Origin of the sequence: Mycobacterium sp. 852002-40037_SCH5390672 (assembly GCF_001665875.1) — a bacterium.
Lineage (GTDB): Bacteria > Actinomycetota > Actinomycetes > Mycobacteriales > Mycobacteriaceae > Mycobacterium.
Genome location: NZ_LZTA01000128.1, coordinates 73319 through 97131 on the forward strand (window position 1 = coordinate 73319; position 23813 = coordinate 97131).

General features: G+C 66.2%; 17 protein-coding genes and 2 pseudogenes. 12 read left to right on the forward strand and 7 right to left on the reverse strand.

What is annotated here, in order from left to right:
• Positions 1 to 3: 3 nt before the first annotated feature.
• From A5782_RS23145 to A5782_RS23155, 3 genes are all read left to right on the forward strand, one after another.
• Complete coding sequence (locus A5782_RS23145) at positions 4 to 1155, forward strand: exonuclease SbcCD subunit D (protein WP_067104443.1); 1152 nt, start codon at positions 4 to 6, stop codon at positions 1153 to 1155.
• Positions 1152 to 3773 (forward strand): ATP-binding protein, encoded by a 2622-nt coding sequence (locus A5782_RS23150; protein WP_067104444.1) that lies wholly within the window; start codon positions 1152 to 1154, stop codon positions 3771 to 3773. The genes A5782_RS23145 and A5782_RS23150 overlap by 4 nt, the downstream gene beginning before the upstream one ends.
• Positions 3774 to 3870: 97 nt before the next feature.
• Entirely contained in the window at positions 3871 to 5115 is a 1245-nt protein-coding gene (locus A5782_RS23155; RefSeq protein ID WP_067104446.1) for an alpha/beta hydrolase, read from the forward strand.
• On the opposite strand, the pseudogene A5782_RS27360 reads toward A5782_RS23155, so the two are convergent.
• From A5782_RS27360 to A5782_RS23175, 3 genes and pseudogenes are all read right to left on the reverse strand, one after another.
• Positions 5102 to 8624, reverse strand: a pseudogene (locus A5782_RS27360) (dipeptide ABC transporter ATP-binding protein). The gene A5782_RS23155 and the pseudogene A5782_RS27360 overlap by 14 nt on opposite strands.
• Positions 8621 to 9547, reverse strand: coding sequence for an ABC transporter permease (locus tag A5782_RS23170; RefSeq protein ID WP_067104450.1), 927 nt, complete (start codon positions 9545 to 9547; stop codon positions 8621 to 8623). Before A5782_RS23170 ends, A5782_RS27360 begins: the two are co-directional and overlap by 4 nt.
• Entirely contained in the window at positions 9544 to 10521 is a 978-nt protein-coding gene (locus tag A5782_RS23175; protein ID WP_067104451.1) for an ABC transporter permease, read from the reverse strand. The genes A5782_RS23170 and A5782_RS23175 overlap by 4 nt, the downstream gene beginning before the upstream one ends.
• A 213-nt stretch (positions 10522 to 10734) precedes the next feature.
• Here A5782_RS23175 and A5782_RS23180 point away from each other — a divergent pair, with 213 nt between their 5' ends.
• A complete protein-coding gene (locus tag A5782_RS23180) occupies positions 10735 to 11226 on the forward strand; it encodes a carbonic anhydrase (protein WP_067104493.1) in 492 nt (163 codons plus the stop codon).
• A 20-nt stretch (positions 11227 to 11246) separates the two neighbouring features.
• On the opposite strand, the gene A5782_RS23185 is transcribed toward A5782_RS23180, so the two are convergent.
• Entirely contained in the window at positions 11247 to 11687 is a 441-nt protein-coding gene (locus tag A5782_RS23185; protein ID WP_067104452.1) for a PaaI family thioesterase, read from the reverse strand.
• Between the two features lie 200 nt (positions 11688 to 11887).
• Here A5782_RS23185 and cysD point away from each other — a divergent pair, with 200 nt between their 5' ends.
• The 3 genes from cysD to A5782_RS23200 are packed head-to-tail and all read left to right on the forward strand — an operon-like array spanning position 11888 to position 15202.
• Entirely contained in the window at positions 11888 to 12817 is a 930-nt protein-coding gene (cysD, locus tag A5782_RS23190) for a sulfate adenylyltransferase subunit CysD (RefSeq protein WP_067104453.1), read from the forward strand.
• A complete protein-coding gene (cysC, locus tag A5782_RS23195; protein ID WP_067104456.1) occupies positions 12817 to 14658 on the forward strand; it encodes an adenylyl-sulfate kinase in 1842 nt (613 codons plus the stop codon). Before cysD ends, cysC begins: the two co-directional genes overlap by 1 nt.
• A gap of 58 nt (positions 14659 to 14716) precedes the next feature.
• Positions 14717 to 15202: an RrF2 family transcriptional regulator gene (locus A5782_RS23200; RefSeq protein WP_067104460.1), complete on the forward strand. Its 486-nt coding sequence runs from the start codon at positions 14717 to 14719 to the stop codon at positions 15200 to 15202.
• A gap of 17 nt (positions 15203 to 15219) precedes the next feature.
• Here A5782_RS23200 and A5782_RS23205 read toward each other — a convergent pair whose 3' ends face one another.
• Together A5782_RS23205 and A5782_RS23210 are read right to left on the reverse strand one after the other, a co-directional pair.
• Positions 15220 to 15609 carry a VOC family protein gene (locus A5782_RS23205; protein ID WP_067104464.1) on the reverse strand — a complete coding sequence of 130 codons (390 nt, stop codon included), beginning with the start codon at positions 15607 to 15609 and terminating at the stop codon, positions 15220 to 15222.
• Between the two features lie 43 nt (positions 15610 to 15652).
• Complete coding sequence (locus A5782_RS23210) at positions 15653 to 16075, reverse strand: VOC family protein (protein WP_067104497.1); 423 nt, start codon at positions 16073 to 16075, stop codon at positions 15653 to 15655.
• Between the two features lie 57 nt (positions 16076 to 16132).
• Between A5782_RS23210 and A5782_RS23215 the strand changes: the two genes are divergently transcribed.
• Both A5782_RS23215 and A5782_RS23220 read left to right on the forward strand, forming a co-directional pair.
• Positions 16133 to 17011 carry an LLM class flavin-dependent oxidoreductase gene (locus A5782_RS23215; RefSeq protein WP_067104495.1) on the forward strand — a complete coding sequence of 293 codons (879 nt, stop codon included), beginning with the start codon at positions 16133 to 16135 and terminating at the stop codon, positions 17009 to 17011.
• Between the two features lie 79 nt (positions 17012 to 17090).
• Positions 17091 to 17963, forward strand: a complete 873-nt coding sequence (locus A5782_RS23220) for a tetratricopeptide repeat protein (protein WP_067104467.1) — start codon at positions 17091 to 17093, stop codon at positions 17961 to 17963.
• A gap of 34 nt (positions 17964 to 17997) precedes the next feature.
• On the opposite strand, the gene A5782_RS23225 is transcribed toward A5782_RS23220, so the two are convergent.
• Entirely contained in the window at positions 17998 to 19725 is a 1728-nt protein-coding gene (locus tag A5782_RS23225) for an NAD-binding protein (RefSeq protein WP_067104469.1), read from the reverse strand.
• A gap of 160 nt (positions 19726 to 19885) precedes the next feature.
• Here A5782_RS23225 and A5782_RS23230 point away from each other — a divergent pair, with 160 nt between their 5' ends.
• From A5782_RS23230 to A5782_RS23240, 3 genes and pseudogenes are all read left to right on the forward strand, one after another.
• Entirely contained in the window at positions 19886 to 20875 is a 990-nt protein-coding gene (locus A5782_RS23230) for a hypothetical protein (RefSeq protein ID WP_156624071.1), read from the forward strand.
• Between the two features lie 138 nt (positions 20876 to 21013).
• The gene (locus A5782_RS23235) at positions 21014 to 22084 is read left to right on the forward strand and encodes a hypothetical protein (RefSeq protein ID WP_156624072.1); all 1071 of its coding nucleotides are present in this window, start codon (positions 21014 to 21016) and stop codon (positions 22082 to 22084) included.
• Positions 22072 to 23813, forward strand: a pseudogene (locus tag A5782_RS23240) (hypothetical protein); the annotation flags it as partial. The gene A5782_RS23235 and the pseudogene A5782_RS23240, both read left to right, overlap by 13 nt.

A 23813-nucleotide genomic window follows, 5' to 3' on the forward strand; every position in this document is an offset into this window, starting at 1 on the left:
GGCATGCGATTCCTGCACACCGCCGACTGGCAGCTGGGCATGACCCGGCACTTCCTCGCCGGCGACGCGCAGCCGCGCTATTCAGCGGCCCGCCGCGATGCGGTTGCCGGACTGAGCGCGCTGGCGGCAGAAGTGGGCGCCGAGTTCGTCGTCGTCTCGGGCGATGTCTTCGAACACAATCAGCTTCCACCGAAGGTGATCGGGCAGTCCCTGGAAGCCATGCGCGCCATCGGAATTCCGGTGTACCTGCTGCCGGGCAACCACGATCCCCTGGACGCCTCATCGGTGTACACCAGCGTGCTGTTCACCTCCGAGTGTCCGGATAACGTGGTAGTGCTTGATCGGGCCGGTGTGCATCAGGTGCGTCCCGGACTCGAGATCGTTGCCGCGCCTTGGCGGTCGAAGGTGCCGACCACCGACCTGGTCGCCGACGTCCTCGACGACCTGCCTTCGGCCGCGGTCACCCGGATCCTCGTCGCGCACGGCGGGGTCGACGTCCTGGATCCCGATCGGGACAAGCCCTCGCTGATTCGGCTCGCCAAGGTTGACGCCGCGCTGGCCCGCGGCGCGGTGCACTATGTGGCGCTCGGCGATAAGCACTCGCTCACCCAGGTCGGCGGAAGCGGCCGGGTGTGGTACTCCGGCTCCCCGGAAGTCACCAACTTCGACGACGTGGAATCCGATCCCGGCCATGTCCTGATCGTCGACATCGACGAGTCCGACGCGCAACGCGCGGTGTCCGTGACGGCGCGGCACGTCGGAAGCTGGCGGTTTGTCACGCTGCACCGCCAGGTCGACAGCAGCCGCGACATCGCCGATCTCGACATGAACCTGGACCTGATGACCGAGAAGGACCGAACCGTGGTGCGCCTGGCGCTGACCGGTTCGTTGACGGTCACCGACCGTGCCGCGCTGGACGCCTGCCTGGACAAATACGCGCGATTGTTCGCGTGGCTGGGTCTGTGGGAACGTCACACCGACCTGGCGGTGATCCCGGCCGATGGCGAATTCAGCGATCTTGGCATCGGAGGGTTCGCCGCCGCGGCGGTCGAGGAGCTGGTGGCCACGGCGCGCGAGGAGGATTCCGCGACCGCCGTCGACGCGCAGGCGGCGCTGGCGCTTCTGCTACGCCTCACCGACCGGGGCGCGGCGTGAAGCTGCACCGGCTGATCCTGACCAACTACCGCGGAATCTCGCACCGCGACATCGAATTCCCCGACCACGGCGTCGTGGTGGTGTGCGGCGCCAACGAGATCGGCAAGTCGTCGATGATCGAAGCCCTGGACCTGCTCCTGGAGTCCCGGGACCGCTCGACGAAGAAAGAAGTCAAGCAGGTCAAGCCCACCCACAGTGACGTGGGTTCCGAGGTCTCCGCCGAAATCAGTTGTGGCCCCTATCGATTCGTGTATCGCAAGCGGTTTCACAAGAAGTGCGAGACGGAGCTGACGGTGGTCCAGCCATACCGCGAACAGCTGACCGGCGACGAAGCCCATGAGCGGGTCCGCGCGATGCTGGCCGAGACGGTGGACAGCGACCTGTGGCACGCCCAACGGGTGCTGCAGTCGGCGTCGACCGCCGCGGTGGATCTGTCCGGATGCGACGCGCTCTCGCGCGCGCTTGACGTCGCCGCCGGTGACAGCGGGGGCCTGTGTGGCACCGAGCCATTGCTCATCGAACGCATCGATGCCGAATACGGGCGTTACTTCACCCCGACCGGACGTCCGACCGGCGAGTGGGCCGCCGCGATCACCCGGCTGGACGATGCCGAGGCCGCGGTCGCCGAGTGTGCGGCGGCGGTCGCCGAGGTCGACGACCGGGTGGCTCGCCATGCCGTGTTGACCCAGCAGGTGGCCGACTTCTCCCAGCGCCGCATCGCCGCCGGGCCGCGGGTGGCTGCCGCACAGGAAGCCGCCGACAAGATCGCTGCGCTGACCGCGCAGCGCCGTGAAGCCCAGCTGGTCGCCGAGGCCGGGGCCGCCACCGCCGCCGCGGCGAGCGGCGCCCACACCGCACGCCGGCAACTGCTCACCGAAATCGACACGCGCGCCGGGGCCGCCGCCGAAACGCAAGCGCAGGCCCACGAAGTCGCGGCTACCCTGGCGACGGCGCGTGCGGAAGCCGAAGCGTCCGACGCCGCGCTGCAGCAGGCCGCCGAGGCCCTCGCCGAGCTCCAAAGCCGGGCCGCATGCGCGCGGGGCACGGTCGAGCAGCTCGCCAACCGTGAAGAGGCCGACCGGTTGACGGCCCGGCTGGCCAAGATCGATGCCATCGAGCGGGATCGCGAGCGAATCGGCGCCGAGCTCACCACGATCGTCGTCACCGAGGCGGTGCTGCGAAGAATCGAGGATGCGGCGGTCGCCGTCGACCGCACCGGCGACCAGTTGACAATGACCTCGGCGGCTATTGAATTCACCGCCGCCGCAGACATTCAACTGATCGTCGGCGGCCAGCAGATCTCCTTGTCGGCCGGCCAGAGCTGGTCGATCGCAGCCGCCGGACCTACCGCGGTGGAGATCCCCGGCGTCCTGGCCGCCCGGGTGACCCCGGGCGCGACCACGCTGGACGTTCACGCCAAACACGCCGCGGCACAAGAGGAGATGACTGCGGCGCTGGCGGCCGGTGAGGTGACCGACCTGGCCTCCGCACGATCCGTCGACCAACGTCGCCGCGAACTGCAGAGCACCCGAGATCAGCTCATCGCAACGCTGGCCGGCCTGTGCGGTGACGAGCAGATCGACGAGCTGCGGTCACGGCTCGCGCAGCTGCGCGCCGAGCACCCCGCCGAGGCCGATCCCTCGCTGATGGACATCGGCGCCGCCCGCACCGAACTCGCCGCGGTCCTTCAGGCTTGCGCGGACGCGTCGAGCGAATGCGAGGCCCGTCGTCAGGCCGCTACCGCCGCGGCCACCAGTCTCGCCGAGTTATCCACGCGGGCAACGGTTCTGCAGAACACGTTGGATACTCAGCGTGCCGAGCTGGACGCCGTCGCCGGCCGGGTGGCCGCCGAGCGCGCATCGGCCGCCGACGAGGAACTGGCGGGCGCAGCGGACGCGGCGCTGGGGGCGGCGCAGGCCGCTCAACAACGGGTCACCGAACTCACCGACGCACTCACCGCGGCCGATCCGGATGCGGTTGCGAGCGAATTGGCCGATGCCACAAAAGAAGCCGACTCGCTGCGGGAGAGCTACGAAGACGCCGCGCGCGCATTGCGCGAGATCACCATCGAACTCTCGGTATTCGGCAGTGAGGGACGCCAAGGCAAGCTCGACGCCGCGGAAACAGAGCGCGAGCACGCCGCCACCGAACACAGCCAGGTGGGCCGCCGCGCCCGGGCCGCGCTGCTGCTGCGCTCGGTCATGACGCGACACCGCGATACCACCCGGCGTCGCTACGTCGAGCCCTATCGTGCGGAACTGCAGCGGCTGGGGCGCCCGGTGTTCGGTCCGAGTTTCGAGGTCGAGATCGACAGCGACTTGTGCATCCGTAGTCGCACGCTGGACGGCATCACGGTGCCATACGAATCCTTGTCCGGCGGCGCCAAGGAGCAGCTCGGCATCCTGGCCCGGCTGGCGGGCGCGGCCCTGGTCGCCAAGGAGGATTCCGTCCCGGTGGTGGTCGACGACGCGCTCGGTTTCACCGACCCGGACCGGTTGACCAAGATGGGCGAGTTGTTCGACACCGTGGGAACCCACGGGCAGGTGATCGTGCTCACCTGTAGCCCCGACCGTTATGACGGCGTCAAGGGTGCTCACCGCATCGATCTCAGCGCCTAGCCCTGGGGGCTGACCGCGGCCGACATTGCTGGTCAAAGCGATTCAATGCCGGGCTGGCGCCTTGCCTGCAGAATGGGATCATGGTGGGCCCACACGAATGACGATGACCGCGAAGCGCAGGCGGGTGCAGCAGAAGCTGGCGGAGCTGCCCGGCGTTCGACCTGTGCGCCGGCCGATCTCACCGCACAGCACCCAAGAGTTCGATCTGTACTACGTGCGCGCGGGCCGCAAGTCCCCCCATCCGCTGGTCATCATCCCCGGCGGCCCGGGAGTGGCGTCGGTGCAGATGTACAAAGGACTGCGGCGGCGCGCCGCGGCGGCCGGCCTCGACGTCATCATGATCGAACACCGCGGGGTGGGCATGTCGCGCCACGACGATTCGGGTGCCGATCTGCCCCCGAAATCGATGACCGTGAACCAGGTGGTCGACGATGTGGCCGCGGTCCTCGACGACGCTCAAGTCGAGTCGGCCATCATCTATGGCGCCTCGTACGGCACCTATATCGCGGCCGGTGTCGGAGTGCGCCATCCGCACCGGGTGCGGGGTATGGTGCTCGATTCACCGTTGCTGTCCCGGCACGACATCGTCATTGTGCGCCGAGCGATCCGCCGACTGCTGCTGAAGGGGGACAGCCCCGAAACAGCCTCGGTGGCACCGAAGATGCGCACGCTCGTCGATGCCGGGATCATGGATGCGACGGCAACACAGGTCGTGGCGACGATTTACGGGTACGGCGGGGCGGACCTGCTCGAGCGGCAACTCGACCTGCTGCTCGATGGCCGAAAGTTGCTGTGGTGGGCGCTATCCCGATTCACCTCCTTGAGCAACCTGCCGTATCGCTACGAAGAAGACCTGGTGAGTCGCATCGCGTTCCGGGAATTGGACTACGCAGCCGAACCCGACGGTCTACCGCTTGATCCCGCGGTGGCCGAAAGTAGAACACGCACGCAGCGAGTGACTTTCGAGGACGAGCCCTATGACCTGCCGGCCGAAATGCCGAATTTCCACTGGCCCACCGCGGTGGTTTCCGGAGGTCGTGACCTCATCACCCCACCAGCGGTCGCCGAGCGTGTCGCGTCGCTGCTGCCCAATGCGGTGCTGTTGAGCCTGCCGAGCATGGCGCACAGCGCGCTGGACTTTCGTGAGTCCGTCGCGCTCGCGACTGCCGATGCGGTTCGCCGCGGCGACTTGAAGGGGCTTGCCGCACAGGCACCCGCGCTGGACGCGCTTCCGGCGCGCCCCGAGGTGCGACTGCTGTGGAAGGCACTCGGCGCGGCGGCCGTCGCCGAGGGTGCCCTGCCGATCCCGAATGGGCTGCGGCGGCGGCTCAACTCCGCGTGAACCCGATGGCGGTGTAGTCGAGGTCGGCGAGACCCGCCGCGCCGAAATTGGCCAGTGCGCTGCGCACCGCCACGTCCCCGGGCGACTGCGTCAGCGGAAGGCTGAATCCCTCAGCCCAGATGAGCCTGTCGAGATCGTTCGCCAACGCCCGCGCCTTGGCCGGATCGAGTTCTTCCAGCGTGCTTTCGATGGCGGCGTCGATCTGCTCGCCGCCGATCTTGCCGAAATTGCTCTCCCCGTCCGATTTGTAGATCTGGGTCAGCGCCGAGAGCGGGAAGGCGTCTCCGAGCCAACCGAATTGGGCCATATCAAAGGCACCGACGTTGATGTAATTGGTGAAAAAGCCGCTGCCCGACCGGGAGACGAGTTCGAGCTTGACCCCGATCTGAGCGAGACTGTGCTGGGCGATTTGGGCGAACTGCCGGCTGCCCTGCGCGTCGTAGAACAAATCACGAATCACCAGCTGCCGGCCGGCCTTCTCCCGGAACTGGCCGGTCCGCTTCCAGCCCAACGCGTCCAGCTCTCGACTGGCCGCGGCCGGGTCGTACGGAACGACCGAGCTGTTGTCCTGATAGCCCCGCTGCCCGGCGACATAGATGTGATTGCCCAGTGCCACGGGGTCGCTGGTGAGACCGTATTGGACGACCCTGGCGATGGTCTGGCGATCGATCCCCTTACACACCGCGACGCGCAGCGCCTTGTCGGCCAGGATCGATCCCGGGGCACCGTTGAAGGTGAAGTGAGACCAGGCCGGCGCGGGTGCGCGCCGAATCGAAATCCCCTTGGTGCGCTGGGCGATGGTCAGTTGATCGATCGTGCCGACCCCGGTGGCGTCGATGGTGTTGTTTTGCAGCGCCGGCAGGCGCGCTGCATCGTCGAGCACCAGGTAGGTGATGGTGTCCAGACGAGGTCGCGCACCCCACCATTTCGGGTTGCGGCTCAACACGATCCGCTGGGTGGTCCGATCCAGCGACGAGACGACGAACGGGCCGGCCGACGGGCCGGGCCCCTCCAGCTGGCCCTTGTTGAAAGCCTCCGGGGTGGCCGTCATGCTCTTGGGCAGCAGCATTCCGTTGCCGGCGAACATGCCGCGCCACTCGGCGTAGGGCTTGGAGAACGTCATGATGGCCTGCCGGTCGTCGACACCGCGGGTCACCGAGGCGACACGGTCGGCGCCACTGGGCCCGGCGATCTCGAAGGTCTTGTCGGCGCCGCTCAGGGCGTGGATCTGGCTGGCGATGTCCGCCCAGGTGATCGGCGTGCCATCGGACCACACCGCCCTGGGATTGATCGTGTACGTAACCACCTGCGGCGCAGTGCCGGTGAGCTCGATGCCGGTGAAGTAGTCGGTGTCGACCGTCGTCGAGCCGTCCGGACCGATGATGAAAGCCCGTGGCAGGGTGGCCTTCATCATCGCCGAGACATCGGCCGAGTTTCCGTCGATGTGCAAGATGTTGAAGTTCGGCGGAAAGTCGGTGAGCGCGAGTCGCAGGTTACCGCCGTCTTGAAGGGTGGCCGGATCGTGCGGGTTGACGTCGCTTGTCGAACCGACCTGCGCGTTATGGCCGGTTTCGGGAATCAGGTTGACGGCCGGCGAGCAACCGGACAGCGCCAGCGTCACCGCGAGAAACACCACCGCGAACCGGGTTCCCTGACCCGGCTTGCGCAACCGGCTAGGCACGTGCGCCCGGATCCGGTTGCGGCACCGCTTTCAACAGCCGCCGCGTGTATTCGTGTTGCGGATCGGCGAAGACCTGACGGCTGTCGCCCTGCTCCACGATCGTGCCGGCATACATCACCACGACATCGTGTGCGAGGTGCTTGACGACCGAAAGATCATGGGAAACAAACAGATAGGACAGACCGAACCGCTCTTGCAGGTCGAGCAGCAGGTTGATGATCCCGGCCTGAATGGACACGTCGAGCGCGGAAACCGGTTCATCGAGCGCCAGGATCTTCGGTTGTAGTGCCAGCGCCCGGGCGATGCCGATGCGCTGCTTTTGCCCGCCGGAGAACTCGGCGGGGTAGCGGACCGCATCGGCGCGGCGCAGCCCCACGATGTCCAGCAGTTCGGCGACGCGCGCGTTGGTGTGGCTCTTGTCGAAACCGTTGGCCCGCAGGGGCTCCGCGAGGAGCTCGAACACCGGTAGCCGCGGGTCCAGCGACGCCACCGGGTCTTGGAACACGACCTGAATGTCGCGCCGCAGCGATCGCCTGCTCGATGCACTCAACGTGGTGACGTCGGTGCCCAGCACTTCGATCGAACCGGACTGGGGCCCAGTGAGTTCCAAGATCTCGTGCAAGGTGGTCGACTTGCCCGAACCGGACTCACCGACGATGCCCAGGGTGCGGCCCCGCCGCACTTCGAAACTGACGCCGTCGACGGCACGCACCTCACCGGCGCTGCGACGGAACACGCCCTTCGTCAGCCGGTAGGTCCTGGCCAGATCACGCACGCGAACGACCACCGGCGTGTCGGCCGATTCCGCTGGGCGGGCTTCGGTACTCACTCCGTAGATGTCGGCGGCGCTTCGCCCGTCGACCTGATCGGTGCGGATGCAGGCCGCCCGGTGATCGGCGCCGACGGACAGCAATTGCGGTTCCTCGAGCCGACATTCGTCGATGGCCAGCGGGCAGCGGGGCGCGAACGGGCATCCGGGATCCAGGCCCGCCAGCGACGGCGGCGCACCGGGAATCGGCACCAACCGGGTGCCCTGTGCGGCGTCCAGGCGCGGCACCGAGCCCAACAGCCCGACGGTGTAGGGCATCCGGCGATCCCGGTAAAGGGTAGCCACGTCAGCGGATTCGACAACCCGCCCGGCGTACATCACCAGGGCGCGGTCGGCGAACTCGGCGACGACACCGAGGTCGTGCGTGATGATGAGCACTGCGGCACCGGTGATCTCGCGTGCCGTTTCGAGTACCTCGAGGATCTGGGCCTGCACCGTGACGTCCAGTGCGGTGGTGGGCTCGTCGCAGATCAACAAGTCGGGGTCGTTGGCGATCGCGATCGCGATGACCACACGTTGTCGCTCGCCGCCGGACAGTTCGTGCGGAAATGCGCGGGCCCGCCGCCCAGGCTGCGCGATTCCTACCAGTTCGAGCAATTCCACCGCGCGCCGGCGGGCGGCCTTCTTGCCCACTCGCGGCTGGTGGATCTCGATCGCCTCGGCGATCTGGTCGCCGACGGTGTAGACGGGCGTCAACGCCGACATCGGATCCTGAAACACCATGCCGACCGACTTGCCGCGCAACCGCGACATCGCCTCGTCGCGCAGGCCCAGCAGCTCGGTGTCGTGCAACCGGACCGAGCCGCGCACCTGCGCGTACTCGGGCAACAGGCCGATGGCCGCCATCGCCGAAACCGACTTCCCTGAACCTGATTCGCCGACCATGGCGACGACTTCTCCCGGTTCGATGCGGTAGGTGATGCCGCGCACCGCTGTCACCGGCGCGCCACCGGTCGGGAACGTGACCGCCAAGTCTGTCACCTCCAGCAGCGCGCTCATCGTTCCCCGCCCCGCAGCCCCGCACTGGCGGGGTCAAGCGCGTCCCGCAGGCCGTCGCCGGTGAGATTGGCGCACACCAAAATCAGCACCAGCACCCCCGCGGGAAACAGAAATACCCACGGGAAGGTGGTCGCGGACTGGGTGCCGTTGGCGATCAACGTGCCCAGCGACACGTCCGGTGGCTGGATGCCGAAACCGAGGAAGCTCAGGCCGGTTTCGGCCAGGATGGCCGAGGCGACGTTGAGCGCGGCGTCGATGATCAGAATGGAGGCCACATTGGGCACCACGTGGCCGACGATGATGCGACGGCTGGATACTCCCATATACCTTGCGGCCCGGATGAATTCGCGTTCACGCAAACTCATGGTCATGCCACGCACCATGCGTGAACTGACCATCCAGCCGAAACCCGCCAGCAGCAGAACCAGCATCAAGACATTGGCCGAGTTCTTGATTCGTGGCGTCACGATGGCGATGAGGATGAAGCTGGGCACTACTAACAGCAAATCGACCACCCACATCAGCACGCGGTCGCGCCAGCCTCCGAAATAGCCTGATATCGACCCGACGGTGGCGGCGATGCCGGTGGAGATCACCGCGACACACACGCCGATCAGCATCGACTTCTGCATCCCGCGCAGGATCTGCGCCAACAGGTCTTGACCCAGGGCGTTGGTGCCCAGCCAGTGGTGCGCGTTCGGCGGCTGCAGCAGTGCGGTGAAATCGAGGTCTTCGTAGGAATAGGGCAGCAGCGCGGGCAGTGCGTAACAGCCGATGAACAACAGCACCAACAACGTCAGGGACGCCACCGCGAATCGGTTGCGGGCAAACCGTCGCAGCACCAGGGTGCGCCGTGAGGTGAAGTCCGCGACTTCGTGACCCGAAAAACCGTGGGCGCCATCGATGTTCGCCTGGGCGGTCATGACACCCGGACCCGCGGATCAAGGGCTGCGTAGAACACGTCCGACAGCAGACCGGCCAGCAACACCACCGCGCCGGAGAACAAGGTGATCGCCGCGATGATGTTGGTGTCCTGAGTCGCGATGCCCTGCACCAGCCATTCGCCCATGCCGTGCCAGCCGAAGATCTTCTCCACGAACACCGCTCCCATGACCAGACCGGCCACGCCGTAGGCGAACAGGGTGGCCAGCGGTATCAGCGCGGTGCGCAGCCCGTGCTTGACCAGCGCCCGCCGACGGGTGAGTCCTTTGGCGCGCGCGGTGCGAATGAAATCCTGGCCCAGGACGTCCAGCATCGCGTTGCGCTGATAGCGGCTGTATCCCGCCGCGGCGGCCAGCGCCAGGGTCAGCGACGGCAAGACCAAATGCCGTAACCGGTCGAGCAGCTGGGCGCCGGTCCCGCCGGTCACGCCCGGTGAGGTCTCCCCGGTGTAGTCGAAAACGTTGATGCCCACGGCCCAATTCACCCGCAGCGCGCCCAGGATCAGCAGGCTGGCGATCACGAATGTCGGGGTGCTGAGAACCAGCAGCGCCACCATGGTGACGACGCGATCGCTGAGCCGGTACTGGCGAATGGCGCCCCACGCTCCGGCCGCGATGCCCAGTGCGGTGCCCAGCAGCGAACCGATGATCAGCAGGCGCAGGGTTACTCCGACGCGACGCCAGAGCGTCGATCCGACGGGCTGTCCGGTGATGGTCTTGCCGAAGTCACCGCGGACGGCGTGCGACGCCCAGTGCGCATAGCGGATCGGTATCGGCTCATCCAGGCCGAGCGTGTGGGCCTTGGCGTCGATCACGGCTTGCGGCGGCCGCGGGCTGCGCTGCAGCAGACTGTCCAGTGGCTTGAAGGCCACCGACGTCAGGCAAAACGTCAGAAACGATGCCAGCGCCAGCAGCACAACGTAGTTGAGCAATCGGCGTGCCAGAAACCGAGTCATGCCCGTCCGCACGCCCCACGTCGCATGGGGACAGGCTATCGAGCCGGCAGCACAGCGTCGCGCCTCGCAGCGTTCGGCGCGTTCGGTCGCCTTCCGATCCGGTTGATTCTCATGCGTGAATCGCGTGTGATCGGTTGTTAGGATCCACCGCGGTACCGAGCCGTGCAGCAAACACAGCACGTTTCAGGCCGCGACACTCCCAAGGAGGCTTGCGTGACGGTTACCGATGATTACCTGGCCAACAACGCCGAGTATGCGAGCGCCTTCGAAGGCCTGCTGCCGATGCCGCCGGGCAAACATGTGGCGGTCGTGGCGTGCATGGACGCCCGGCTCGATGTCTATCGCATCCTTGGGCTCCACGAGGGGGACGCTCACGTCATCCGCAACGCCGGGGGAGTCGTCACCGACGACGTCATCCGCTCGCTGGCCATCAGCCAGCGGTTGCTCGGAACCCGGGAGATCATCCTGATTCACCACACCGATTGCGGGATGCTCACCTTCACCGACGACGACTTCAAGCGCAGTATCCAGGAGGAGACGGGTATCAAGCCGGGGTGGGCGGCCGAGGCCTTCGGCGACCTCGCCGAGGATGTCCGCCAGTCGCTGCGCCGCCTGGAGGCCAGCCCGTTCGTCACCAAGCACGTGTCGGCGCGCGGATTCGTGTTCGACGTGGCCACGGGCAAGCTCAACGAGGTCACTCTCTAGACCCCGCGACAGCTGTTGCGTCAACCGACTTTGTAAGTCGCCAGGGCCTTGGCGACCAGCGTCCCCCCAGGGTCGACGATTTCGGCCTCACAGTTGACCAATGACCGGCCGCGCCGCAGGACCCGGCCGATGCCGATCACGTCGGTGGCCCGGGCCGGGGCCATGAAGTCCAGTGTCATGGACACCGTCACGCCCCGCAGTTCCGGCGGCGCCTGCGCGCCGCACCACGCCGCCGCCATGACGGTGAGATCGGCGAGCGTGGCGATGGCGCCGCCGTGGACCATGTCGCCGATGGTCACGTTCGAAGGGTCCCAGGGCAGCCGCAGCCGCACTTCGTCCTCCTCGAGTCGGTCGGCGACGATGCCCAGCTTGACGACGAATGGGGATTGGGGGAGGAACTGCGCGATGACGTCGCGACCGCTCGGCGCGGGTGGGCGGGCAGGTTCAGAGGTGGCAGTCATTCGTCCATGCTTTCGCACCCCCACCAGCGGCAAAAGTATCGCCACGCCTCTTGACGCGATGTGTCCGGTGGCCCGTGTGCACGCCATCTAAGTCAGCGGACGTCCGGTCCGGCGGTTGACAGTGCCCAGGCGGGCCTGGTCTTATAGATTGCAAAGATGCCAAACATGGTCAGTTCTGCCAGGTTTTAGTGAAGGAAGCTATGACCAGTGATCTGAAGGTGGCCCCGGCCGCCGGACAGTACGAATTGAGTCATCTGCGCTCCCTGGAGGCAGAGGCGATCCACATCATTCGCGAGGTGGCCGCGGAGTTCGAGCGGCCGGTGCTGCTGTTCTCCGGCGGCAAGGATTCCATCGTCATGCTGCACCTGGCGCTACGGGCGTTTCGTCCCGGACGGCTGCCCTTCCCGGTGATGCACGTCGACACCGGGCACAACTTCGACGAGGTGATCGCGACCCGCGACGAGTTGGTGGCCGAGCACGGCGTGCGCTTGGTGATCGCCTCGGTCCAGGAGGACATCGACGCCGGGCGGGTCGTCGAGCCGCGCCAGGGACGGAACTCGATCCAGACGGTGACATTGCTGCGTGCCATCCGGGAGAACAAGTTCGATGCCGCGTTCGGCGGAGCGCGCCGTGACGAGGAGAAGGCCCGCGCCAAGGAACGCGTCTTCAGCTTCCGCGACGAGTTCGGCCAATGGGACCCCAAGGCGCAGCGGCCCGAGTTGTGGAACCTCTACAACGGCCGGCATCACAAGGGCGAGCACATCCGGGTGTTCCCGTTGTCCAACTGGACCGAATTCGACATCTGGTCCTACATCGGCGCCGAGAACATCGCACTGCCGTCGATCTATTACGCGCACCAGCGCAAGGTGTTTCGCCGTGACGGCATGCTGCTGGCGGTTGACCGCAACATGCAACCGGGAGCCGACGAGCCGGTGTTCGAAACGACGGTGCGTTTCCGCACCGTCGGCGACGTCACGTGCACCGGATGCGTGGAATCGGAGGCCGCCACCGTGGACGAGGTCATCGCCGAGACCGCGGTGTCCCGGCTGACCGAACGCGGGGCCACCAGGGCTGACGACCGCATCTCGGAGGCCGGCATGGAAGACCGCAAGCGGCAGGGATACTTCTGATGACAACGCTATTACGTCTGGCAACCGCGGGTTCCGTCGACGACGGCAAGTCCACCCTGATCGGTCGGCTGCTCTACGACTCCAAGGCCGTGATGGAAGACCAGTGGGCCGCGGTGGAGCAGACGTCGAAGGACCGCGGGAACGACTACACCGACCTGGCGCTGGTGACCGACGGCCTGCGGGCCGAGCGCGAACAGGGCATCACGATCGACGTGGCCTACCGCTACTTCGCCACTCCCAAGCGGAAATTCATCATCGCCGATACCCCCGGCCACATCCAGTACACCCGCAACATGGTGACCGGCGCGTCGACCGCCCAACTGGTGATCGTGCTCGTCGATGCGCGGCACGGCTTGTTGGAACAATCACGCCGGCACGCCTTCCTGGCGTCCCTACTGGGCATCCAGCACATCGTGCTCGCGGTCAACAAGATGGACCTGATCGGTTGGGACAGAGAGAAATTCGAGGCGATCCGGGACGAATTCCACGCCTTTGCCGCACGTCTGGATGTGCACGACGTCGCCACCATTCCGCTTTCGGCGCTGCACGGCGACAACGTGGTGACCAAGTCGGACCACACACCTTGGTACGAGGGTCCGGCGTTGTTGTCGCACCTCGAAGAGGTGTACATCGCGGGTGACCGCAACATGGTCGACGTGCGGTTTCCGGTCCAGTACGTCATCCGCCCGCACACCCGCGAACACCAGGACCACCGTAGTTACGCCGGCACCGTGGCCAGCGGGGTCATGCGTCCCGGCGATGAAGTGGTCGTGCTACCGGTTGGCAAGCACACCCGCATCACCGCGATCGATGGTCCGAATGGTCCGGTGCAAGAAGCCTTCCCGCCGATGGCCGTATCGCTGACCCTGGCCGACGAGATCGATATCTCACGGGGCGACTTGATCGCCCGTACCCACAATCAGCCCAGGATCGCGCAGGACTTCGACGCGACGGTGTGCTGGATGGCCGACAATGCGGCTCTCGAGCCCGGCCGCGATTACGTCATCAAGCACACCACCCGCACCACGCACGCCAAGGTGACCGCGCTCGACTACCGGCTGGACGTCAACACGCTGCATCGTGATAAGACGGCAACGGCGTTGCAGCTCAATGAACTCGGCCGCATTTCGTTGCGCACCCAGGTGCCGCTGCTGCTCGACGAGTACACCCGCAACCCCAGCACCGGTTCGTTCATCCTCATCGACCCGCACACCAACGGCACGGTGGCGGCCGGCATGGTGTTGCGCGACGCTTCGGCACAGGCCGCCAGTCCGAATACCGTGCGGCACAAGTCATCCGCTGTCGCCGAGGGCCGCCCTCGGGGGAAGACGGTGTGGTTCACCGGTTTGTCCGGGTCCGGCAAGTCGTCGGTGGCCATGCTGGTCGAGCAAAAGCTGCTCGAAAACGGCGCTCTGGCTTACGTTCTCGACGGCGATAACCTGAGGCACGGTTTGAACGCCGACTTGGGCTTCAGCATGGCCGACCGAGCCGAAAATCTGCGCCGGCTGGCGCACGTGGCCGCCCTGCTCGCCGACTGCGGCAACGTCGTGCTGGTACCGGCGATCAGTCCGCTGACCGAGCAACGGGAGCTGGCGCGCCAAGTGCACGCCGACGCCGGCTTCGACTTCATCGAGGTGTTCTGTGACACTCCGATTGAGGAATGCGAAAAGCGTGATCCCAAGGGCCTGTACGCCAAAGCCCGGGCGGGTGAGATCAGCCAGTTCACCGGCATCGACAGCCCGTATCAGGCGCCGGTGAACCCCGATCTGCGGCTGACCCCCGACGGTACCGTCGAGGAGCAGGCGCAGCGGGTCATCGACCTGCTCGAATCACGCGGGTAGCGCACCAGATCAGCCAGGCTGCACCGAAATCGTGCCGCCGGGTGGCACAATCCTGTGAGTGCGCATGTCGGCGAAGGCGGAGTATGCCGTGCGGGCGATGATTCAGCTCGCCACGGTGCCCGACGGAACGCTGGTAAAGACCGACGACCTGGCGCAGGCCCAGGGCATTCCGCCGCAATTCCTCGTCGACATTCTCACCAACCTGCGCACCGACCGGCTGGTGCGAAGTCATCGAGGTCGCGAAGGTGGCTACGAATTGGCCCGTTCCGGAAAAGACATCAGCATTGCTGACGTGCTGCGCTGCATCGACGGACCGCTGGCCAGCGTCCGTGACATCGGACTGGGCGACTTGCCGTACTCGGGGCCCACGGCGGCACTCACCGACGTCTGGCGCGCGCTGCGGGCCAGCATGCGCTCGGTGCTGGAAGAAACGACCCTGGCCGATGTCGCCACCGGCGGCCTGCCCAAGCATGTCGCGCAACTGGCCGATGACTATCGCAAGCAGGAAAGCCAGCGGCACGGCACAGCACGCACCGGCGACTAGGCGGCAACGTCAGCCGCTCAGCCCGCTGATCCGTACGGGCTGGTGAGGATCTCCAGGGCATGGCCGGAAGGGTCTGGGAAATAGACCCCGCGCCCTCCGTGACTGTGGTTGATCTCGCCCGGGTGTTTGGCCCCCGGATCGGCCCAGTGCTGCAGGCCGCGTGACTGGATCCTGGCGTAGATGGTGTCGAACTCCTGCTCGGACACCAAGAACGCGTAGTGCTGCCGCGGGATGTCGGCGCCTTCAGGGGCGTCCGCATAGTCGAGACTGACGCCGTGCTCGAGTTCGACAACCATGAAGTGGCCGAAGGGCTTTGGGCTGGGCAGCCCGAACAGCTCGGCGAGAAACTCGGCAGATTCTCGCTTGTCGCGCGACGCGACGATGGTGTGGTTGAAACTGATGGTCATAGTTCTTTCCAGTCAACCACTGTGCGCCGGGCGCGACAACGCGTTATTTCGGTGCGGTTAGCTCCAGGGCGATGTTGTCGGGATCGCGGAACTCCAGGATGTAGGACGGCCCGATGTCTTTGACCGGCTCGTGGACGACACCGAGTTCATCGAGATGCGCTGCTGCAGAATCCAATTCGTCTTTGCTGGCCAGGCGGAAAGCAATGTGGTCGAGTCCGACGCGATCTTCGTCGAAGCGGTCCGCGGCAACCGGGCGCAGTCCGAGTAACGTGCCGCCGAGGTCGTAGATGACGCCGCCGAAGAGGAAGCCCAACTGATTGCGGGTGGATTCGTCGGCGTTGTCGGGGACCTCGATCAACACCGGCCAGCCGAACACGCTCTCGTAGAACTGCCGCGACCGCTCGATATCGGTCACGGTCAGCCGGACATGTGCGATGGAACTACTGGTGAACGCCACTTGGTCCATGGTTCCACTGAACGGCCGCATGTTAAACATGCCAGAATCGCCGTCGTGCAGATTGCGATGACCATGCCGGTGATGGAGCCGGACTTGGATGCGACGGTGCTCGAGACCTGGGCACGCGCCATCGACGAGGGTCCGTTCTCGTCGCTGTGCTGGGGCGAGCGCATCGCCTTCGACAACCCGGACAACCTGACGCTGTTGGGTGCGCTCGCCGCGTGGACCAAGCGGGTGCGGCTGCTGACGACGGTCATCGTGCCGCAGCTGCACGATCCGGTCATGCTCGCCAAAGGCCTCGCAACGGGCGACCTGCTCAGTGGCGGGCGGCTGACCGTGGGCATCGGGGTGGGCGGGCGGCACGAGGACTACCACGCCGTGAGTGCCGATCCGGCGACGCAGAATATGCGCGGCATGGCCGAGCGCGTGGCGGTGATGAAGCGGGTCTGGGCGGGTGAGAAGACCACCGACTCGGTGCGGCCCGTCGGTCCGGCGCCGATTCAGCCGGGTGGTCCGCCGCTGTTCGTCGGCACTATCGGGCCGAAAACCATCCGCAGCGCGGCCGCGTGGGCCGACGGACTGGCCGGCACCACCTTGGACCTCGACGTGGCCAAGCAGAACGAGCTTTTCGACGTGACCCGAGCGGCCTGGGCGCAGGCCGGCAAGCCCAAACCCCACCTCATCACCTCGTTCTGGTTCGCGTTCGGGTCGCCCGAAGGGTCGCGCGACCAAATACATCGTCATCTGCGGCGCTATATGAACTGGATACCGGCCGAATACGTCGACGCGATGGCGCCGATGACGGGATGGGCCGGCAGTGAAGACGAGCTGCTGGGCGTGTTGCGCGGGTTCGAGGAGATCGGCACCGACGAGGTTCAGCTCATCCCCACCAGCTCGGACGTCGATCAGCTTCGTCGTGCCGCGGACGTGGCCGCGCGGCTGTAATCTCGTCCGCGTTTGGGGCGACGCTGCAGGTAGCACGGGGTGAATTGCCGCGTCGGCGTGGTGGCGATTTCATTAGCGCATGACGCAGCAGGAGTTGCCCGCCCCGCTGGCCGAACTGACCGGGCTCATGACGGAGTGCGCGAGCAACGGTGATTACGCCGGGGCCGCGCGGCAGGCGAACGAGCTGGTCACGCTCTGCCGGGCGACGCTTGGCGAGCGCCATCCCACCGTCCTGGAACTCAAGGTGTCGCTGGCCACCGTGCAACTGCGAGCGGGCGAGGATGCCGTCGCCTACGAAGAGTTCGCACGGCTGATACCGGACCTGGTCGAGGTGCTCGGGCGCGATCACCTCAGCACCCTGACCGCTCGTCACCTGTTGGCGGGTCGGCAACAAGGCTCGCTGTCATCGCTTGCCGAATGGTCGCAGCTTTTCGCCGACGAACAGCGCGTCTTGGGTGCCGAACACGAGAGCGTGCTGGTTGCCCGCGAGAAAATCGCCGAGAAGCGTTGGGAAATCGGCGATCTCGTGGGTGCCATGGCCGAGGGCGAACACGTACTCGCCGCGCGCCGACGCGTGCTCGGTGACGACCACGCCGATACCCTCGGGACGAGACTAATGCTGGCAATCTGGCGGGGCCGCGCCGGTGACGTGGCAGCGGCCGTCGCCGAGCTCGAGCCGTTGATCGGCGACCTGCGCGACAAGCTGGGCGACGGCCACGTCCACCTGCTCATGGCCCGGCACATGTTCACCCTCTGGGCCCCCGACCGGGCCGGCGTCACGGACGAGGTCGCCGCATGGGAAGCGCTTGTCGACGAAGAGGCGCGCGTACTCGGGGCCGAGCATCCGGTGACCCTCGCCGCCCGCCATGAGTTGGCCGGATTGTGCGCCCGCCATGGTGGGCGCGCGGATAAATCCGGGGGCCATGGGTCGCTGGACTGGTCTGCTTCGTGACCCGGATGTGCTGTGAGGGGATGTCCCGCAAGCGTCACGTCGCCGCTTTATCCGCGGGGCGCTCGTCGCTGATGGCGGGCTCCTGGGGCGGCTGACCCTTGCGCAGCGTCTCCAGCAGCTCGCGGTAGGGCCCCACCAGGTAGACGGTGTCGCCGCCGCGAAGCCAGGCGTCGCGGCGGGGGTGCAGCTCGACAGGCGTGTCCCGGCGTGTGATCGCGATGACGCGGGTCTGGGTGGACATCTCGAACATCCGCAGCCCGTCGAGTTCGCTGCCGGCCGCCACGTGCATGGCGCCGACCATGAATGAACGCTGGCCGACCGAGAACGTCCCCAGCACCTGCAGACCCATCGCGGCACCGATGAACCAGGGGGCGGCCAGGTCGACGGTCGAGCGAACGTTTTCGAAACCGAACCGCTTTGCCACCGCATCGCCGAGGGTGCGATCATAGATGCGCAGCACTATGGGCACATCGGGCCGGTTGACCTCAGGCATCACCCGGGGACCGAGCATCTCGCGCAGCACAATTCCGGTCTCGATGTTGACCATGTCGTCCTGAGTCAGGACCGCGACGGCGCGGGCGCGATCGACACGGGCCGACTCCAGCGTCTGGCGCAATGTTGCGTCCCCGAAGATCACCGGCACATCGAGTTCGTCTGCGACCGAAAGGAATCGGTTGTTCTCGTCGCGCTCGATCACCGCGACGTCGTATCCGGCGGCGGTCAGATCGCCGACGACGCGGCTGCCGAACGAGCCCAGCCCGACGACGATGATGTGGTTGCGCAGATGGCGTGCCCGCCGGACCCCGGCCGATTGCAGGAAGCGCCGCGAGAGCAGCAAGTCAGCCAGGAAGGCCACGAGCAGAGCGGTGGTGGTCACACCGGCGAACATCAAGGCAACGGCGAAGATTCGCAGCCATGCGGATTGGTGCAGGAAGGTGAACTCGCCATACCCCACGGTGGTGATGGTCTCCGCGGTGAAGTACATGGCGTCCAGCCAGGACAGTCGTGGCTTTGTGTAGGAGAAGTGCACGACGACTGTCGACGCGAGCAACAGACTGAGCGCGAGCAGCATTGCGGGGAAGAGCATGGGATTGACGTCGTCGCGCATGGCCCGCGCGGCGTCCGAGACGCGGCGCATCCACGACTGGCGAGAGCGCGACGCGGCCGGCCGAGGGGTTCTTATGCCGCGCGCGGCCAGCTCATCCGCGCTGCCGATCATGGCGGTCCAGTCGCCCACGCGCACTCGATGATCTCGTCCGGGGCAGGGCACCACCTCATCGGGCCTAGCGGAGTTCTCGCCGTGAATCACGGCTACCGGCGCCAGGTCGCCGTAGATCTCCCGAAGGGTCGCGTCGCGCGGCGCCTCGGCCCCCGAAACGATGAATTTGATGCCGGCCGCCTCGACCGGGTGCGTGCTGCTCGCCAAACAGGCTTCGACGACCGACGGAGCCGCCAGGTCGGCGACGTCCAGGATGGCGCCCGGACCGTTATCGGCGGCCACCGCTGCACGCAGGACGTCGTTGCCCAAGCGGGCGACCACGCGCACATTGGGATTCGTTTTCCTTGCCAGCAAGGCGATTTCGAGATTCTTCGCGTCGTCATCCCCGGCGCAGACAACGGCGCTGGCCCGGCCAAGATCGGCGCCGGTGAGCTCCTCGCTGTGCAGCTTGACGATGGTTGCGCCCGCGCGGTTCAATTCCTCGGCGATCGTGGTCGCGAGCGCGTCGTCACCGCTGACGATGATGTGGCGGCGCGTGCTCATGTATCCCCACCTCTGATGACATCGGCGCTCACTTGTTGCTACGACTATCGGGCACGGTGTCGATTGATGCCAGCGTGACATGTCCCTAAGCCTCTTGAGGGAGATAATCGACGCGCATCGTCGCTTGACGGGCGGCGCCCGGGAAAGGCGCCGGAACTGAATGGGAGGACGCGTGGAGGGTGGGCCGCTGGATTGGTGGTTAGACCGGATCAACTTGTTGATCGACATGATGGGCGACCTCGATCTCGGTGGGACGGTGACGCTGGATTACTCCGAGGCATCGTTGTCGGCGCTGGAGGCCGCGGCGCGGAATCGGCTGGCTGATCCGGCTGAGGCGCTTTACGACGAACACCAGTCGTTCACCGCGGGGGTGGTGGCGTATCTGGGGGAGGCCTTGATGCGTGTAGGTGGTGGCCGGTGGGACTGGGTCGCCGAGGCGCCCACTGGCATCACGGTCGACGACCCCGTGCTGCGGCAGCGCCTGTCCGAGCATCGTTGGCGTATTGACAGTGCGGGCGAGCCCGACGCAGCCGGTTTTCCGATCGTTCGTCCCGATTCCGATTGCGGGTTGGAGGCGTTGTCGCCGACGCATCTGCTGCTGCAAGCGTTGGCGACCGACGGCAATGCCGTGTTGGTGGCGACCTACGGCCGCTGGAAGCAGGCCGTGCAGGCCTACGCCGCAGACCATCCCGATTGGTCCCCGGTCAAAGAGCGCACTCTGGCGGACGGCCTGTTCAACGCTCCGCCGCCCTCGACGGTGTTGGAAGACTGGCTGGCTCACCAGGAGCAGAATTTCCCGGCCTGGGCTGCCGAGAACGGCGGGAATTGGGACTTCACCCCTGACAGTATCGATCGGTTGACCGAGCTGGTATCGCGGAAAACGCCGACTGTGGCTGCGCTTCGGGATCCGGCTAATGGCGAGTTCGTCGATGGTGCCAGCTACTACCTGGGCGAGATATTGCGGCGCGGATCATCCTCGCGTTGGGTTTATCGCGAGTTTCGCGACGAGGGCGACCCGATCACGGCCAACTTTCAACTCCAGCTGAACGACGACGCCGGCTTTACCGGGCCTTTCCATCTGTTGTCCTTCATGCTCGAGCGTGGCGACCCCGGCCGTCCTCGCGCGTACTACGACGAGTGGGTCGGCTGATTTCACTCCCGTCTTGTGGGACTACGTCGCCAGTCAGTCGAGTGCAAGCGAAAACCGTTGCACGGCTGGTACTTCCACGGGTCGTCTCGTCAAGTTAGGCGTGGTGGCGGCGGCGGTCGTGCTGATGATCGCTGTGCGATGATCTTGGCAGGGCAATCTTCCGGTACAACAGGCATAATGCGACGCGCATCAAAGCTTTCGGGCGGCGCTGGAACTGAATGGGAGGACGTGGTGGAGGGTGGGCCGCTGGATTGGTGGTTGGACCGGATCAACTTGCTGATCGACATGACCGGCGATGTCGATCTGGGCGGGGCGGTCGCGCTGGATTACTCCGAAGCGTCGCTGTCGGCGCTGGAGGCCGCGGCGCGGGACCGGTTGGCCGATCCGGCCGAGGCGCTTTACGACGAACACCAGTCGTTCACCGCGGGGGTGGTGGCGTATCTGGGGGAGGCCTTGATGCGTATCGGCGGTGGGCGGTGGGACTGGATCGCCGAAGCGCCCCCTGACGTCACGATCGATGACCCCCTGCTGGTGCGGCGGCTCTCTCAGCATCGTTGGCGTATCGACAGTGCGGGCGAGCCCGACGCAGCTGGTTTTCCGATCATTCGTCCCGACTCCGATTGCGGGCTGGAAGCACTGTCGCCGACACATCTGCTGCTGCAAGCGTTGGCGACCGACGGCAATGCCGTGTTGGTGGCGACCTACGGCCGCTGGAAGCAGGCCGTGCAGGCCTACGCCGCAGACCATCCCGATTGGTCCCCGGTCAAAGAGCGCACTCTGGCGGACGGCCTGTTCAACGCTCCGCCGCCCTCGACGGTGTTGGAAGACTGGCTGGCTCACCAGGAGCAGAATTTCCCGGCCTGGGCGGCCCGCAACGGTGGGAATTGGGATTACAGCCCCGACAGCGTCGACCGACTCACAGCCCTCGTGCTGCAGGTGACGCCGACGGTCGAGGCCCTCCATGATCCGGCTAATGCCGAGTTCGTTGACGGCGCCTCCTACTACCTGGGCGAGATGCTGCGCCGCGGCTACCCATCCCGATGGGTCTACCGCGACTTTTCCGACGAGGGCGACTCGATCGCCGCCAACTTCAAAATCCAGCTCAACGACGATGCTGGCTTCACTGCCCCGTACCATCTGCTCTCCTCTATGGTCAGGCATAAAGATCCCGGCGATACCCGCGCCTACTATGACGAATGGGTCGGCTGAATTCTCAAGCCCGTCAACCTCACTTAGGATCGCGACATCTTGTGCTTCGCCTCAGAGCGCGCGAAGTCCGACGGGGAGGGCCGCATATGGCTCGGGTTTGGCTGACATGGCGTCGCGTCCTTGCGACCGCCCTGGTTCTGGCGCTGGTCGCGCTGCTCACGCCCACCGCGCAGGCCGTAGCGGATCCGGCGCCGAAGCTGCCCGGGTACTCCGCCGACCAGGATCCGCCGCCAGGCAAGACCCCGCTCAGCTACAAATTTCCATCGGCTAATGGACTCTCGGCGCTGCCCGCGCCGAGCCGTGCCGCCTTGATTGATATCAACACCAGGGGTAAGTACACAGCCGGCACCGAGCAACACCTTTATAAGAGCTGGTTGGTCTACCAGAACCAGCGGGCACCCGCCGTCGCGAATCCATTGAGCTGGGCGGACTATCGCGACGCTTACGTCCGCGCCTTCAACAATCGCAACACCGGCACGAGCTTCGAAACTGCGCTCGATAAAGAGTTGAAGTTCACGGAAAACGGTTACCTGCGCAACCGGAAGATCAAGGGCACTTCGATCAACCGCCGCCCCGATTTTCACAACGGTGAAGAGATCGTGGAGCTGAAGACCGGGGCGGTCGATAAAGCGCAGCTCGAAGACTTCCTTCGCGTCGCGCAGCAGACCGGTCGTCGAGTGGTGTACATCTTCCCGGACAAGCCGCCGCCGGCGACACTTCAGGCCATGCTCGCTGTCGCCCAAAACCTGGGCGCCGCGAACCTGCTGAATGTCCGGTATTACCCGACGGTGGGTGTACCCGACCCCTCTGGGAAAGCCGTCCTCGCCAGCGGCGGGCAGAACCCGGTCAACGGCGGTGCCGATCAAACCACCGGCGCATCTCCTGACTCGCCCGCCCAGGCGATCGAAAACGCCTTTGTCTCAGGGCAGGTCAACGAGGCTATGGACGCCGAACAGGCGGCCCAGGATCCCGAGTCAGTACCTGAGTCGGTGCCCGTCTCGGCGCCGGCCCCTGCTCCGGGCCAGCAAGCGCCGGGCTCGGCTCCGGTGCCCGCCCCGGCACAGCAAGCGCCGGGCTCGGTTCCGGCGCCCGCCCAGCAGGCTCCCGGTTCGGTTCCAGCTCCCGCGCAGCAGGCTCCCGGTTCGGTCCCTGCACCGCAAGCGCCCAGGCCGGCATCTGGGCCCATGCCGATCAATCCGGGCGCCGTTGTCGGTCCGATCGTCGACGCGGGAGTCCTCGCGGGCGTGACGGCCGCCAACACCGTCGCCGGCATCATCGGCGCCGCCACCGGCGGCGCGGCCACCGTTTTGGCCAACGTCACGGGCGGTCTGGTCAGTGGCATCGCCGGCGCGGTAACCGGGGGAATCGTCGGTGGCGTGGCCAATGGGATCGGCGGCGGCGTCGCGAGCGGGCTCACTGCCGTTACCAGCGGGATCGGCGGCGTGCTGGGCGGGGTCGATTTCTCGACGTTGCAACTGCGCTACATTTCCGACACCGATCTCAACGGCAACGGTGTGCAGTATTCCTTCGCCGCCAATACGCAAACCGGCGGTGCGCCGTCGTTCGGCGGTAATGCCAACGCCTACATGGCTTCCGACTCGTTCTTCGTGTGGCTGGCGCTACCTACCTCGGCGTTCACGGTGAACCTGAACCCGAACGAACCTGACCGCATCATCGACGCACAGTTCGGTCGCACCGACGCCGGGCGGATCCTGCTGGAAGCCGACTA

Bases quoted from the DNA above. Each gene is read 5' to 3' on its own strand.
- A5782_RS23145 (WP_067104443.1), top strand. From the start codon at position 4: ATGCGATTCCTGCACACCGCCGACTGGCAGCTGGGCATGACCCGGCAC.
- A5782_RS23155 (WP_067104446.1), top strand. From the start codon at position 3,871: ATGACGATGACCGCGAAGCGCAGGCGGGTGCAGCAGAAGCTGGCGGAG.
- A5782_RS23170 (WP_067104450.1), bottom strand. From the start codon at position 9,547: ATGACCGCCCAGGCGAACATCGATGGCGCCCACGGTTTTTCGGGTCAC.
- A5782_RS23175 (WP_067104451.1), bottom strand. From the start codon at position 10,521: ATGACTCGGTTTCTGGCACGCCGATTGCTCAACTACGTTGTGCTGCTG.
- A5782_RS23185 (WP_067104452.1), bottom strand. From the start codon at position 11,687: ATGACTGCCACCTCTGAACCTGCCCGCCCACCCGCGCCGAGCGGTCGC.
- cysD (WP_067104453.1), top strand. From the start codon at position 11,888: ATGACCAGTGATCTGAAGGTGGCCCCGGCCGCCGGACAGTACGAATTG.
- cysC (WP_067104456.1), top strand. From the start codon at position 12,817: ATGACAACGCTATTACGTCTGGCAACCGCGGGTTCCGTCGACGACGGC.
- A5782_RS23205 (WP_067104464.1), bottom strand. From the start codon at position 15,609: ATGACCATCAGTTTCAACCACACCATCGTCGCGTCGCGCGACAAGCGA.
- A5782_RS23210 (WP_067104497.1), bottom strand. From the start codon at position 16,075: ATGGACCAAGTGGCGTTCACCAGTAGTTCCATCGCACATGTCCGGCTG.
- A5782_RS23215 (WP_067104495.1), top strand. From the start codon at position 16,133: ATGACCATGCCGGTGATGGAGCCGGACTTGGATGCGACGGTGCTCGAG.
- A5782_RS23220 (WP_067104467.1), top strand. From the start codon at position 17,091: ATGACGCAGCAGGAGTTGCCCGCCCCGCTGGCCGAACTGACCGGGCTC.
- A5782_RS23225 (WP_067104469.1), bottom strand. From the start codon at position 19,725: ATGAGCACGCGCCGCCACATCATCGTCAGCGGTGACGACGCGCTCGCG.
- A5782_RS23230 (WP_156624071.1), top strand. From the start codon at position 19,886: ATGGGAGGACGCGTGGAGGGTGGGCCGCTGGATTGGTGGTTAGACCGG.
- A5782_RS23235 (WP_156624072.1), top strand. From the start codon at position 21,014: ATGATCTTGGCAGGGCAATCTTCCGGTACAACAGGCATAATGCGACGC.